The sequence below is a fragment of the Segniliparus sp. genome, from assembly GCF_051660745.1.
Taxonomy (GTDB): domain Bacteria; phylum Actinomycetota; class Actinomycetes; order Mycobacteriales; family Mycobacteriaceae; genus Segniliparus.
In genome coordinates, this window is the sequence record NZ_JBOFQF010000019.1 from 76525 (window position 1) to 90214 (window position 13690).

The 13690-nt window shown below is 69.0% G+C and carries 14 protein-coding genes and 1 pseudogene; 8 read left to right on the forward strand and 7 right to left on the reverse strand.

Annotation, left to right across the window (positions count from 1 at the left end):
• Positions 1 to 53 precede the first annotated feature (53 nt).
• The 4 genes and pseudogenes from mshC to ACRC20_RS05830 all read right to left on the reverse strand — a co-directional run bounded on the left by mshC (position 54) and on the right by ACRC20_RS05830 (position 3616).
• A complete protein-coding gene (mshC, locus tag ACRC20_RS05815) occupies positions 54 to 1298 on the reverse strand; it encodes a cysteine--1-D-myo-inosityl 2-amino-2-deoxy-alpha-D-glucopyranoside ligase (RefSeq protein ID WP_438685403.1) in 1245 nt (414 codons plus the stop codon).
• A 194-nt stretch (positions 1299 to 1492) separates the two neighbouring features.
• The gene (locus ACRC20_RS05820) at positions 1493 to 2296 is read right to left on the reverse strand and encodes an SCO1664 family protein (RefSeq protein ID WP_438685404.1); all 804 of its coding nucleotides are present in this window, start codon (positions 2294 to 2296) and stop codon (positions 1493 to 1495) included.
• A 16-nt stretch (positions 2297 to 2312) separates the two neighbouring features.
• A pseudogene (locus ACRC20_RS05825) lies at positions 2313 to 2861 on the reverse strand (DUF3090 domain-containing protein); the annotation flags it as partial.
• On the reverse strand, positions 2861 to 3616 hold the full coding sequence (locus tag ACRC20_RS05830; protein ID WP_438685405.1) for an MSMEG_4193 family putative phosphomutase: 756 nt from the start codon (positions 3614 to 3616) through the stop codon (positions 2861 to 2863). The pseudogene ACRC20_RS05825 and the gene ACRC20_RS05830, both read right to left, overlap by 1 nt.
• 113 nt (positions 3617 to 3729) lie before the next feature.
• Here ACRC20_RS05830 and ACRC20_RS05835 point away from each other — a divergent pair, with 113 nt between their 5' ends.
• Both ACRC20_RS05835 and ACRC20_RS05840 read left to right on the forward strand, forming a co-directional pair.
• Positions 3730 to 4668 (forward strand): aldo/keto reductase, encoded by a 939-nt coding sequence (locus ACRC20_RS05835; RefSeq protein WP_438685406.1) that lies wholly within the window; start codon positions 3730 to 3732, stop codon positions 4666 to 4668.
• Between the two features lie 30 nt (positions 4669 to 4698).
• Complete coding sequence (locus ACRC20_RS05840; protein ID WP_438685407.1) at positions 4699 to 5754, forward strand: quinone-dependent dihydroorotate dehydrogenase; 1056 nt, start codon at positions 4699 to 4701, stop codon at positions 5752 to 5754.
• 28 nt (positions 5755 to 5782) lie between these two features.
• Here the strand turns inward: ACRC20_RS05840 and ACRC20_RS05845 are convergent, their stop codons facing one another.
• Entirely contained in the window at positions 5783 to 6310 is a 528-nt protein-coding gene (locus ACRC20_RS05845; protein WP_438685408.1) for a YbhB/YbcL family Raf kinase inhibitor-like protein, read from the reverse strand.
• 213 nt (positions 6311 to 6523) lie between these two features.
• Here ACRC20_RS05845 and ACRC20_RS05850 point away from each other — a divergent pair, with 213 nt between their 5' ends.
• Complete coding sequence (locus ACRC20_RS05850; protein ID WP_438685409.1) at positions 6524 to 6925, forward strand: hypothetical protein; 402 nt, start codon at positions 6524 to 6526, stop codon at positions 6923 to 6925.
• Positions 6926 to 6945: 20 nt separating this feature from the next.
• Here the strand turns inward: ACRC20_RS05850 and ACRC20_RS05855 are convergent, their stop codons facing one another.
• Complete coding sequence (locus tag ACRC20_RS05855; RefSeq protein WP_438685410.1) at positions 6946 to 8289, reverse strand: M20/M25/M40 family metallo-hydrolase; 1344 nt, start codon at positions 8287 to 8289, stop codon at positions 6946 to 6948.
• Positions 8290 to 8508: 219 nt separating this feature from the next.
• Here ACRC20_RS05855 and ACRC20_RS05860 point away from each other — a divergent pair, with 219 nt between their 5' ends.
• The 5 genes from ACRC20_RS05860 to ACRC20_RS05880 all read left to right on the forward strand — a co-directional run bounded on the left by ACRC20_RS05860 (position 8509) and on the right by ACRC20_RS05880 (position 13117).
• A complete protein-coding gene (locus ACRC20_RS05860) occupies positions 8509 to 8850 on the forward strand; it encodes a helix-turn-helix domain-containing protein (protein ID WP_438685411.1) in 342 nt (113 codons plus the stop codon).
• Between the two features lie 88 nt (positions 8851 to 8938).
• Positions 8939 to 9274, forward strand: a complete 336-nt coding sequence (locus ACRC20_RS05865) for a hypothetical protein (protein WP_438685412.1) — start codon at positions 8939 to 8941, stop codon at positions 9272 to 9274.
• A 49-nt stretch (positions 9275 to 9323) separates the two neighbouring features.
• Entirely contained in the window at positions 9324 to 11717 is a 2394-nt protein-coding gene (locus tag ACRC20_RS05870; protein ID WP_438685413.1) for a hypothetical protein, read from the forward strand.
• 19 nt (positions 11718 to 11736) lie between these two features.
• A complete protein-coding gene (locus ACRC20_RS05875; RefSeq protein WP_438685414.1) occupies positions 11737 to 12189 on the forward strand; it encodes a hypothetical protein in 453 nt (150 codons plus the stop codon).
• Positions 12190 to 12235: 46 nt separating this feature from the next.
• Positions 12236 to 13117 (forward strand): hypothetical protein, encoded by an 882-nt coding sequence (locus tag ACRC20_RS05880; protein ID WP_438685415.1) that lies wholly within the window; start codon positions 12236 to 12238, stop codon positions 13115 to 13117.
• A gap of 15 nt (positions 13118 to 13132) precedes the next feature.
• Here the strand turns inward: ACRC20_RS05880 and ACRC20_RS05885 are convergent.
• Positions 13133 to 13690, reverse strand: a 558-nt coding sequence (locus ACRC20_RS05885; protein ID WP_438685416.1) for a transglycosylase SLT domain-containing protein, incomplete at its 5' end; no start/stop codon positions are given.

The window sequence follows — 13690 nt, forward strand, 5'->3', positions numbered from 1 at the left end:
GCCTCCTCCGGGCCGAGCACGGGAATGAGCCTAGCAGCTCGGGGCGACGGTCCTCAGGGGACCAGCGAGACCCCGAGCAGCGCGTCGACAGCGGTGGCCACAAGACCTGGGGCCGCTCGGTCGGAGCCGCCGTGCGCCAACGCCTCGACGGCCCAGCTGTCCACCGCCGCGAGCCCCTTGGGGGTGTCGAGATCGTTCGCCAGATGCTCGCGCAGGCGGGCCGCCGCGTCGTGCGCGGCAGGGCCCGAGGCCAGCGAGGCCGCCTGCCGCCAGCGCGCGAGCCGGGCCTGCGCCTCCTCCAGCAAGCCCTGGTCCCACGACCGGTCCGCGCGGTAGTGGCCTGCGAACAGCGCCAGGCGGATCGCGGAGGGGTCCACGCCCGCCGCGCGCAGCTTCGAGACGAAGACCAGGTTCCCCCGGCTCTTCGACATCTTCTCGCCGTCGAGCCCGATCATTCCCGCGTGGACGTAGTTGCGCGCGAACCTGCCGTGCCCGATCTGCGCCTGGGCGTGCGCGGCGGAGAACTCGTGGTGCGGGAAGACCAGGTCTGCCCCCCCGCCCTGCACGTCGAAGCCGAACCCGATGCGGTCCAACGCGATCGCGGAGCACTCGATGTGCCACCCCGGCCTGCCCGGGCCGAACGGCGAGGGCCAGCTCGGCTCGCCGGGCCGGGCCGCGCGCCACAGGAGCGCGTCGAGCGGATCGGCCTTCCCCGCGCGGTCCGGGTCGCCGCCCCGCTCCCGAAAGATCCGGACCATCTCGTCCCTGTCGTAGCCCGAGACGTAGCCGAAGTCCTCGGTGGCGGTGATCCGATGGTAGACGTCCGGGTACTCGCCCTCCGTCACGACATACGCGGACTGGTTCGCCACCAGCTTCTCGATCATCGCGACCACCAGGTCGACCGACTCGGTCACCCCGACGTAATCATGGGGCGGCACGACGCGCAGCGCGGCCATATCGGTCCGGAACAGCTCGATCTGCTCCGCCGCGAGCCCCTGCCAGTCCCGCTGGTCGCGCTCGGCCCGCTCCAGGAGCGGGTCGTCCACGTCGGTGATGTTCTGCGTGTACTCCACCTCGTGGCCCGCGTCCAGCCAGAGCCGGTGCACCAGGTCGAAAGCGAGGTAGGTGGCCGCGTGGCCGAGGTGGGTCGCGTCGTAGGGGGTGATCCCGCAGACGTACATCCCCGCCTTGCGGCCCGGCGTGATCGGGCGCAGCACGCGGTCTGCCGAGTCCCACAGCCGCAACCGCGGACCTGTGCCCTCGAGCTTCGGGACCACGGGGGAAGACCAAGAACGCACGGCACCACTCTAGCCGTTTGCGCCGCCCCTGAGATCCGGGCCGGATGATCTGTCAATCGAGCTCCGCCTGTCCCTCGCGGACCAATCCGGGACGAGGCCAGCTGCCGCGCCCACGCGACCGCCTGCACGACGACGGGAAGACCGCCCACCGCCTGCGGGATCAGTGTCCGGCGCCGTCGCGGACTCCTGACGAGCTACATCAGAGGCCACGGCAGGACCCTGTCCCCGTCCGGGACCGGCATGGCCCGCCCGGCCAACAGCCGCTCCGCCCGTTCGCCCAAGGCCGTGAGCTCGTCCTCGGTCAAATGCTCGGACAGCTCCTTGCCGAGCGCCCCGTCCAACGAGGCCGCGAGCCTGCCGATGTCGGCAAGCTGGTCCGGGGGAATCGGCTCGCCCGCCCAACCCCACAGCACGGTGCGCAGTTTCGGATCCTCGTGCAGGCAGACCCCGTGGTCGATGCCCCACACGCCCCCGCCCTCGTCCAGGAGCACGTGGCCGCCCTTGCGGTCCGCGTTGTTCAGCAGCGCGTCGAGCACCGCGAGCTGGCGCAGCCTGGGGTGGTCGGCGTGGGCGAGCGCCACTTCCTCGCCGTTCGAGTCGCTGCCGAGGACGACCGCCAGCCAGCCCGCGGGCACCTGGTCGAGCGAGTAGAAACCGACCAGCTCGTCCTCGGAGCCGTCGGCTGCGCGCACCCACCGCTGGGCCATCCCCCAACCGTGGGGGCCATGGCGCAGCGCGGTCGGCGGGACCAGCGACCAGCCGAGCGCTTCGCTGATCAGATAGCTCGCGAACTCCCGCCCGGCGAGCGAGCCCTCGGGGAAATCCCACAGCGGCCGCTCCCCCCGCACAGGCTTGTAAACGCAGAGGAACTCCTCGGGCTGGCTTTCCAGCTCGCAGAGGAGCACGACGTTCGAGGCCGAGCGCAGCCTTCCCAAGGTCTTGAGCTCGGCCCAGCGCAGCAAGTGCTCCGTCTCGGACGAGGAGCCGGGAGTCCCCAAAGCCCTAGCCGTTTCGGCGGTGGTAGCCGTTGGTGCGCGGGCAAATATGGCCCGCCGGGTCCAAGGGCTCGGTGCACAGCGGACAGGAGCGACGGCCTGCGGAGATGACGAGGCTGGAGCGGGCGACGAACTCGCGCGCGGCCTGCGGGGAGAGGAAGACTCGCACCGCGTCCGGGCCCTCCTCCGAGTCTTCGAGGATCATCGACTCGTCCAGCTCGCCCTCGGTGATCGCCATGAGCTCGACCACCACGGTCGCCGACTGGGCGTCCCACCCGAGCCCCATCACGCCGACTCGGAACTCCGTCTCGATCGGGGTGACCAGTGGGTTCAGGTCGGCCACTTCGGTCACCGGCGGAGGCACCGGGGCGCCGAACCGCCGGGCCACCTCGTCGAGCAGGCTCTCGACCCGGTCGGCCAGCACTTGCACCTGCTGCTTCTCCAACGAGACGGTGACGACTTGGACCGAGTCGACCACCTGGATGAAGAACGAGCGGTCGCCCGGCTCGCCGACGGTGCCGGTGATGAAACGCTCCGGGCCCCGGAACACATGGATTGCCCTCGACATCACACCTCCATCGCAGACTCGTCTTGCCTCCCGGACACAACCCCGGGCGACCCACCGACTATCCCATCATAGGCCGCTTGCTCAGGCTCTTCGGCCTTGGTCACCGTGACGGCGGCGGGCAGAACATGGAACTTCTCGGACGGCAACGCCCCATGCGTGTGGTTCAGGCAGGACACCACGGGCAAGTGCGGCGTGTACGCCACCACGCTCACCGACGCGGGCTCGACGAGGATGCGCTGGAACTGGTCGAGGTGGGCGCCGACGGCGTCGGCGAGGATCGCTTTGAGCACGTCGCCGTGCGAGCATGCCAGCCACAGCGCTCCCGGCCCGTGCTCGAGCACGACCGCGCGGTCGTGCTCGCGGACTGCCGCGACGGCCCTGGCCTGCACTTGGGCGAGGCCTTCGCCCTCCGGAAAGACTGCCGCCGACGGATGCCGCTGCACGATTTTCCACAGCGGCTCTTTGCCCAGCTCGTCGAGCTTGCGGCCGGTCCAGCTGCCGTAGTCGACCTCGCTGAGCCGCTCGTCCGCCACCGGCTCGAGGCCGAGCGCCGCCGCGAGGGGCGCGATCGTCTCGGCGCAGCGCTGCAACGGGGAGCGCACGATCTTGCGGATGGGCAGCTCCGCGAGCCGCAGCACGAGCTCCTGCGCCTGCTGCTGCCCATGGGGGTCGAGCCCGACACCAGGGCTGCGTCCCGCCAGCGTCCTCGCGACGTTGGAGGTGGATCGGGCATGGCGCACCAACAGGACGGTCATATGTCGAGCCTAGCGTGCGGCGATCACCGCCCGACGAACGCCGCAAATCCGCGAGCGCGCAAGTCCGCATGGCAAGATGTCCTGATGCCATTCTCTCGCGCGGACGCTCTGCGATGAAGTACCGCACCCTCGGCTCGAGCGGGCTGCGCGTCTCCAGGCTGGGCCTCGGCACCCTGAACTGGGGCCTGCGCACGAACGCGGACGAGGCTGCCGGTTTGGTCACGGCGTTCCTCGACGCGGGCGGGACGTTCGTGGACAACTCGCCCGCGTACGCGGACGGCGCTTCCCAGGAGATCCTCGCGGGGCTGTTGAAGGGCCACGTCAAACGAGAGTCCCTGGTCATCGCCAGCGGGTCGGGCATCCACCCCATGATCCATCCGAGGGTCGACTGCTCCCGGCGGGCGCTGCTCGCCCAATTGGACGACACACTGCGCACGCTCGGGATCGACCACCTCGACTTGTGGCAGGTCGACGCGTGGGATCCGCACACGCCGGTCGACGAGGTGGCGCAGACATTGTCCTACGCCGTCCGGCGCGGCTCCACGCGCTATATCGGGGTCCGAGGGTTCAACGGGTGGCAGCTCGCCACGCTGGCCGCGCGCTGCGCGGAGTTCTCCCTCGTGTCGGCGGGCGTGGAGTACTCCTTGCTCGCCCGCGAGCCCGAGGGCCAGCTGCTGCCCTGCGCGAAACACCACGGCGTCGGCGCCGTTGTGGCGACCCCGCTGGCCGAGGGAGTCCTCACCGGGAAATACCGCCAAGGCATGCCGAAAGACTCACGCGGAGCGGATCCCACGGCCGCCGTCTCCGTCGAGCGCTTCCGCACGGAGGCGGCGAACCGGATCGTCGACGGCGTCCTCACCGCCGCGGACGGGCTCGCCACCTCGCCGCTCGCCGTCGCGCTCGCCTGGGTGCGCGACCGGCTCGGGGTGTCCAGCGTGCTGGTCGGGGCGCGCGACGTCGCACAGCTCACCGGGGCTCTCGCCGCCGAAGAGCTGACCCTGCCGAAATCTATCGCCGCCGCTTTGGAAGACGTGAGCGGTGTCCCCTCATGAATAGAGTCCCTTCGTGAATAGAGTCCCTTCGTGAGCTTCGCCCCGTACCAATTCCTCAAGCCCGCGTTGTTCCGCCTGTCGCCCGAGACCGCGCACCACCTCGCGTTCGCGAGCATCCGGCTCGGCGCTCCCCTGCTCCCCGACTCCGGATTCGACCCCGTGCTCGCGCAGCGGCTGTTCGGCGTGGACTTTCCCGCGCCGTTCGGCCTCGCGGCCGGGTTCGACAAGGACGCACTCGGCGCGAAAGCATGGGGCAAGATCGGTTTCGGCTTCGCCGAGATCGGCACCATCACCCCCCGCCCCCAGCCGGGGAACCCGGCCCCACGGCTCTTCCGGCTTCCGGCGGACCAGGCCCTCGTCAACCGCATGGGCTTCAACAACGAGGGCGCGGCAGCCGCCTCGGACCGGCTGCGCGGGGCACGGCGCCCGGTCCCGATCGGGGCGAACATCGGCAAGAACAAGACGACGCCCGCCGAAGAAGCCGTGGACGACTACTGCGCCTGCGCGCGGGCGCTCTCCCCTGTCGCGGACTTCCTCGTGGTCAACGTGAGCTCGCCGAACACGCCAGGCCTGCGCGATCTGCAGGCCGTGTCGACCCTTGAGCCGATCCTCGCCGCAGTCGCGGCGGCGAGCGACGTCCCCGTGCTCGTGAAGATCGCGCCCGACCTCGCCGACGCCGACGTGGAGGCCGTCGCCGACCTCGCGACGCGCCTCGGGCTCGCGGGCCTGGTCGCGTCCAACACCACGATCGGCCGCTCCGGGCTGCGCTCTGACCCGGAGCTGGTGGAGCGCGCGGGCGCGGGCGGGCTGTCCGGGCCGATCCTGGCCCGACGTGCGCTGGAGGTGCTGCGCCTGTTGCGCTCGGCGACCTCAGGGAGCCTCGCGCTGGTGAGCGTCGGCGGCGTGCGCACGGCGCAGGACGCGTGGGAGCGGATCCTCGCGGGCGCGAGCCTCGTGGAGGGCTACACCGGGTTCATCTACGAGGGCCCGCTCTACGCCAGGCGGATCAACGCTGGGCTCGCGAAACTCGTCCGCGAGCACGGGTTCTCGAATATCTCCGAGGCCGTCGGCCGCGAAGCCCGCTAAGCGGCCCCGTCCCGGCGCCCGGGCCGGGCTACTGCGAGTAGGTGCCAACGATGGTCGCGCGGGCGATGGCCTGGCCGAACAGGTTGAAGGCGAGGATCGCGGGCGAGGCTTCGGCGGGCACGCCGAGGCTCGGCACTCCCACCGCCCACACCGTGATGAAGTAACGGTGCTCGCCGTGGCCCTCCGGCGGGGCCGCGCCCAGGAACTGCCGCACGCCCCCGTCGTTCACCAGCTGCACGGCGCCATGCGGCAGCCCCGACCCGGACTCGTCGCCCGCGCCGGTCGCCAGCTCGGTCGTCGTGACGGGGATGTCCGCCACCGCCCAATGCCAGAAGCCCGAGAGCGTCGGCGCGTCGGGGTCGTAGGCGGTGATCGCGAAGCTCTGCGTCTCGGCGGGGAAGCCGGACCACGACAACTGCGGCGAGATATCGTCGCCGCCTGCGCCGAAAATCCCGCTCACCTGAGCGTTCTTCAGGCGAGACCCGTCTGGCGCGTCGGTGGAGCTGAGCGTGAAGCCCGGCAGGGCGGGAAGATCCGCAAAGGGGTCGCGGGACATGGTGGCTCCTTCGAACTCGGCTGACGGTCTACCGGCTCCAAGGTAGTCATCCGGGCACGGGCCGCGCACAGCGCCCTACGGAGCAGGGCAGCTCCGGCCGAGCGGCCATGGCGGATTCCGGCACGGAAAGAACTAGAGTATGGTCTATTGCATAGAACATATTTTGAGCGCGGGCCGCCTCGCCGGACGGCCAACGAGAATGGAGCCAGACAGATGACGACCAGCCCTTCCGCCCCGAAACACGTCATGTTGCGCGCGCTCATCGCGGGGCGCACGACAGTCGCGATCACCTCGTTGTTCGTGCCCCGGCTCGGGCTGAGGCTCCTGCAAATCCCAGGGGACGGAACACCGGCGCCCGCCATGGCCCGCCTGTTCGGCGTGCGCAACGCCCTCCTCGCCATTGGTTTGAGCCGGTTGGACGCGTTCAAAGCTCCGCGAGCCTTCCTCTGGGCCAATGTCGTGATCGACGCCGTGGACGCGCTCGCGTTCCTCGAAGCGCGCTCGCGCCGCGAGGTCGGCTCGGCGGGAGCCGCGATCGTCACGGGCATAGCGGCGAGCGCCACGGTGGCAGGCCTCGTCTCCGCCCTGCAGGCGCCTGCCGATCCCGCGCGTTAACGCGCGGGACGCTTGCCCGGCTAGCTCCGCAGCAAAAAGTCCGTCAGCACTCTCGTCCCGAAGATGAGCGAGTCCGTCGGCACCCGCTCGTCCACGCCGTGGAACAGGGCCGCGAAGTTCAAATCCGGGGGCAGCTTGAGCGGCGCGTAGCCGAAGCAGCGGATGCCGAGCTTGTCGAAGGCCTTCGCGTCCGTCCCGCCGGAAAGCATGTACGGCGTGGGCCTCGCATCCGGGTCGTGCGCCACGAGCGCCGCGTTCATCGCGTCGACCAGCGCCCCCTCGTAGGCGGTCTCGTAGGCGCCGAGGTCGGTGACCGCGCTGCGCTCGACGTCCGGGCCGATGATCGCGTCCACCTCTTTTTCGAACGCCGCCCTGCGGCCAGGCAAGATCCGGCAGTCCACCACGGCCTCGGCGGCCTGCGGGATGACGTTCGCCTTGTACCCGGCCTTGAGCATCGTCGGGTTGGCCGTGTCCCGCAGTGTTGCATTCAGCGAGCGCGAGAAGTCGCCGAGCTTCGCGATCCGCCCCTCCAGGTCCGGCGCGTCGGGGTCGAGGTCGAGCCCGGTGACTTCCGAGACCGTCCGGAGGAACTGCGCCACGGTGTCGGTGATGACCAGGGGGAACACATGCCTGCCGAGCTTGGCGACGGCTTCGGAGAGGATCGTGACGGCGTTGTCGCCGTTGAGGAAGGAGCCATGCCCGGCCTGCCCCTTCGCGGTCAGCCGCATCCAGTACAGGCCTTTTTCCGCCGTGGAGATGAGGTAGAGGCGCTGGGTCCCCCCTTCCTTGTCCGGCACGGTCATCGAGAACCCGCCGACCTCGCCGACCGCCTCGGTCACGCCGTCGAAGAGGTCAGGCCGATGCTCCGCCAGCCAGTGCGACCCGTATGTGCCGCCCGCCTCCTCGTCCGCGAGGAAGGCAAAGACCAAGTCGCGCGGCGGCACGACGCCCTCGGCCTTGAACTGCCGCGCGACTGCCAAGGTCATCCCGACCATGTCTTTCATGTCCACCGCGCCCCGGCCCCAGACGTACCCGTCCTGCACCGCCCCGGAGAAGGGGTGCACGCTCCAGTCCGCGGGCTCCGCCGGGACCACGTCCAAATGGCCGTGGATGAGCAAGGCTCCCCGCCCCGCCTCGGCCCCCTTGAGCCGGGCGAAGACGTTCCCCCGGCCCGGCGCGCCGGATTCGAGGTATTCCGTCTCGTAGCCGACCTCTTCGAGCTGGGCCTGGACCCATCGCGCGCACTCCGCCTCGCCCTTCGTGGTGGCGAGCTCGCCGGTGTTGCTCGTGTCGAACTGGATCAGGCGCGACACGAGGTCCACGACCTCGCGCTCGGCACGGGATTGGGGCTGTTCGGGTTCCATACGTTCCTGTCTACCACCGCCCGCCCGAGCCCGCGCGCCGCGATCTCCGTCCATGCCTTTGAGCCGCACGACACGCTCTGCAAATTTATGACGCTTTTGTGCGCTTTTTCGCCTACTTAATAAGACTTAGCTGCGCCTTTTTGTCGCTTTTTTGCTTAGCTAATATCATATTCCGCTTTAAGGGATTTTTCTTCATAAAAGGCGTGCTAGTGTCCGTTTATGGGAGATCTCAATAGAACGGTGACGTTAGAGGTGAGGGGGCATTTGGCGAGGCGTCGGTTGAAACGGAACGACGTCGCGAACGTCCTCGACGTCAGCCTCCGCACGGTCAGCGATCTGCTTGGCGAGCGGCGCCCTTGGCGGGTGGACGAGATCGAGACCATCGCCGCATGGCTCGACATCAGCGTCTCGGAGCTGCTGTTCCCGAAACACGCCAGCTACAACAGCCGCAGGCCCCCGGCGCCGAGGCGGAACCACGCCGACGAAGCCTCGTTCGACTTCGAAGCCTCGGCCCTCAAGTTCGAACCCCGCCAAGAACGAGGCTCCCAAGAAAACCCATGACCGGCCCCGCCCCGACGGCGGGGCGAGGCCTGCGGGGACCAGGACGAGAACACAGCGGGGCCGCGACAGGCGGCAGGAGGAAGACGGAATGAGCACTACCAGCAACTCGGGCAAGCGGTTCGAGATCGATCAGGACGTTGTCAACGGTATCGGGGAGCGTTTCCGGGACCATGCGGAGCAGCTGCGTCCGCACGCGGAGAAGCTGCAGGACGTGGAGCTGGCTCCGGCGTACGGGCCGTGGGCGGAGGCCGCGAGGCCGTTGGAGGGACAGGTCCAGAAGATCGGCAAGGGGCTGGGCGACTGGGCGCGGTACTGCGGCGGCTACGGCGACGCCCTGCGCGCAAGCGTCCGGCACTACCGAGGCCAGGACGACGACCAAGGGCAGCGCCTCGAGCACATCGACGTGCCCGACGGGAAGCTGTAGCGGCCTGGGACGGCAAAGACGGGCAAAGGGCCACGAGAGGACAGGGGATATGGGACGACACGTCTTTTTCGAAGAGATCGACACGCCGCCGACGGGGAGCGCCGCGCGCAGAGCGCCGCTGAGAAAGCGCTCTCCCCAGCCGCACGGCTATCAAAAGCCGAAGGTCGAGCACAAGTCGACCGTGGGATCTGACGGCAGGACGACCGCAGAGACCACGCACACCTACACGCCGAAAGACCCCTGGTGGAAGCGGACGGCAGACACTGCCGGGCATGTGAGGGACACGGCGGGCAGCATCGTGGGGACGCTCGACCAGATCGGCAATCTGAAGAACAAGGCGGGCCAGGTCATCCGGAACGCGGACGGGTCCCCCGGCCCCGCCGCGAACGAGCTGCCGGAGCCGACGACCGCCCCTGGCGGCGCGAAGGCTCCTTCTGCGGCCGACGAGACGGGGTGGGGCACGAAGGATCGCCCCGGCGGGAGCGCTCTGCCTTCCGACGTCCAGAAGCAGATGGACAAGCACGAGCTGCCGAACGCGGACGACGCGCGGCGCGATCAGGACAACAAGGCGGCGCAGGACGCGAAGACCGGGAAGGACATCCTCGCGGACGACGGGTTCGTCGAGTTCGTCATGGGCTGGTCGGATTTCGCGAACAAGAACAAAGCCGTGCTCGGCCCGTTGGGGTATGTGCACTCGGACAACGCCTTCGGCGCCGGGTGGGAGGCGGCAAAGGACGCGCTCTCGGGCGTGACCGGGCCTTTGTTCGGGTGGAAGCCCGGCGAGGACTCGATGGCCCCCGCCCTGTACGCGATGTACCACTGGGAGGACCAAGTCAGCTTCGCGGGGATCCAGGCCCACGCCGGCCTCGCGGAGGACGCGCGCGATATGGCGCAGGACGGCGCGCAACGGCAGGCGTCGGACATGGGCTCGATGGGCGAGGCCTGGGTCGGCGAGGGCGGCGACGCTGCCCAGGCGCACTACGGGACGAACAGAGGCAAGTCCGCGGCCGCCACCATCGACGCGCTCAAGGTCGCCAGCCTCGGCCTCGCGGCGACCGGCCACAACATCGCCGAGCTGCTGGACATGAAGAAACCGGGCGTGGAGGACATCGCCCAAGGCCTCAAGGGCGCTGTCGGCGGCCATACCGAGGACGACTACCAGAAGATCATCGACCTGCTGCAAGACGCCGAGTACGTCGCGGAGATCACCGCCGCCGCCAGCGCCGTCAGCGCAGGCACGGCAGGGGCCGCCGTGGTGCTCGCCGGGACTCTGCTCGAAGTGGGGATCGCGGCGGCCGACTTCGAGTTCATGATCGAGCGCAAGACCGAGGAATACCTGCAGAAGCTCGTCAACGCGGCTATCGACGAGGCGAACAAACTGCTCCAGGGCGGCGCGGGCTTCGTCACCGACGCGTGGAACAACACCATCGGCTCGGTCACGGGCAAGAAAATCCATATCGACGTCCCGACCATCAGAAAAGTGAAAGAGGAGGAGTCCCCGGGGGTCAAAACGGCGCGAAAGCTCCAGGCGAAACTGGACGAGCTGCGGATCGACAACGTCATCGCGGGCGCCGAGACCCTCGTCAACTTCGTCAAAGCCCTTCGCGCCGCCGAGAACGGGATCACCGCGCTCTGCGCCAAGGTCCACCAAAGCGGCAAGGAGGTCCTTGAGAAGCTCCCGCCCGACCCCGGCGCGCCTCCCACCGTCCTTGGCGATGACAAACCGCCGCAAGCGGCTGTCCCGGGCCCCGGCGGCGGCGGTCCAGGCGCGGGCGGCGGCAGCCCCAGCGGGGGCGGTGTCGGCGCTGGGAGCGGGAAGCCTGCCGGGTCCGGCCTCGCCAACGGCAGGAGCGACAGCGGCGCAGGCTCACACGGCGCGAGCTCCGGAGCCGCTGGTGGGGCCGGGGACATCGGCCAGGCGCTCGGGTCGGCAGGCCAGGCGCTCGGCTCGGTCGGGCAAGCATTGGGCCAGGCGGTCAGCGGCCTCGGCTCCGCGCTCGGCGGCGCCCTGCAAGGCCTGATGGGCAGCGTCGGACAGATCATCCAAACCGCGGCCCAAGCCGCCCAGCAGCAACAAGACAAAGACAAGAAAAAAGACGACGAGAAGAACAAAGACGAGGACGAGAAGCGGGACGGCGAGGAAGACAAGGACGGCGAAGCCGCAGACGAGGAGAAGGCCTCCGGCGGCGAGCGCGAACCCGACCATGCCTCCCCCGCAGGCGCGTCCCTGGGCTCCGGCCCCGCAGCGTCCTCCCCCGCCGCCTCCGCCATCCAGGCCGGCCCTGCCCTCGCCACCGCGCCCGCAGGCCTCGGCCACGCCGCCCAGAGCGACGGCGGCGGGACCGTCCGCAAACAAACGGCCAACGACCACGGCGACTTCGAAGTCCAAGCCAATGTCCGCCAAGCCATGAGCAACCAAGGCCACCTCACCGGATTCGAGTAAAAGGACAGGACCGTCAACCATGGGCATGGTCGAAGAGCTCGCGGCCCTCGCCGCCGCGCACCGACAAGAGTTCGCGCAACAGCGCGAAGAGGCCAAAAACTCCTTCGAAAAAATCGCAGACGAGCACGAGGCGTTCGAGAAGGCCAACAAAGAGCTGGGCGAAGAACAAGAACGCGAGATCTACGAGAAATCCGCACAGGCCAAACACGACCAGCACGCCGCCCGGAGCGAGCTCAAAATCGGCTTCGCCGCCGACGAGCCAGAAACAGACAAACCCCACAAACGCCCCGACCGCGAGGACGACACGTCCATCCTCGCCGTCGGAGCCGGCCCCGACGAGGACGAGGAGACCGCGCCCTACCAACGCCCACAACGCTGGAACGACGAAGAGGAAGACGACCGGGACGAGCCCTCGCGGGAGGAATGGGGCGGCTCCACCCGGCGCATCGGCCATTACGACGAAGACGACTAGGCCCGACGACGACACGGCCGAACGACCCCGAACGAAAGGCTTGGCTTTGCGCCTGTCCGCCCTCTGGAGCTCGCCATGGAGCACAACCCCGACGCTCTGCCTCGCGGCAGTCCTGTCTGTCGCAGGCTGCCTGGCGCCGGTCAAACCAGGAGCTCCCCACAACGCCGGGGCCACCGGGGCGCCGGGGACCGCAGACATCAGCACGAAACTCGCGGGCAACCCGATTTTCCAGGCCGCCGTCCCCGACCTCGCATTGGCAGACTGCGCATTCCATTGGGACGCGCAGAGCGAAGGATTCGACAAGGGCCTTGAGCAGTACGTCCGCGACGAGTTCAACTGCATGCAAAAGACGTGGCAGACTCCCCTGTCCGCCGCGAAATTCGCCGACCTTCGCCCGGTCCTCGGCTTCCCGACCGCCTACCCGTACGCCGCGACATGCGAGCGAAACGCCCAGGCCACCCCGCTGGTCTGCCGCGACGGCGCCATCTACTTCCAAATCCATGACAGCGCCTACCGGGACGGAGCGGGCGAGATGGACATGTACCGCGCGTTGACGGACGTCGGCTTCGCGTTCAGCCTGTGGCTGACAATCCGCACGGCGATGTTCGAGAGCGAAGCCATCGCAGAGCAACAAGCCGGATCGGGGCCGGACGAGGCGAACGAGCTCAGCCGCAGGCTCCTCGCCGTGCAAACGTGCTTTTCCGGCATGTACATCGGCCGCAAAGCCGACGACGACGCCCAGCCGGAGAATCGAGACTTCTTCCTCGGCTACATCGACGACATGAAACAAGGAGCAGACCCGACGGACCGTGGCGCAGCGACACGGCCCAGCGCGCAGCACATGCTCGATTGGTTCCTCAAAGGCGTGGGGACCAGGAGGATCTCCGATTGCAACGCCTGGGCAGCGCCCCCGGCCGAAGTCTCCTAGCCGGGCGACGGGCGCTCAGTAGCCCTTCGGGGGGCGACTGCGGTCGGCCTGCTGCACCAGGGACGTCAGGTTGCTCCCGTCCGCGCTCACCCCGTAGCGCGACATCACGTAGCCGATGCACGAGGCGACCTGCGCCGAAGGATCCATGATGTCGTCGAGCCCGGCGACCTTGTACGAGTTGAACGTCGAGGGGATCATTTGGAGCACGCCGACACTGGCGTGCCCGGCCTGCGCGTTCGAGTCCCAGTTGTTGACCGCGCCGGGGTTGAACGAGGACTCGCGCTCCATCATCGTCAACAGGCCGTTCTCCCACGCGGGCCAGTCCTTCTTGGGAATCCCCTTGGCCGCGAGCCCCTTCTCGATCCACGCTTTCGCGGCCTCGCGGCCTTTGCCCGCGGCCGCGCCATGCCCGGAGCTGTACTCGCCCGCAGACGCGCCGCTGCTGCCGCCTGCGTCGACGCTGCTGACGCCTTTCGCGTTGAGCTGGTCCTGCTCCTGCAGCTGCTTGAACCCCTTCTCCAACTGGTCCTTATAACTCTGAACCGTCTTCTTCTGCTCAGCCGCGCTCGCCTT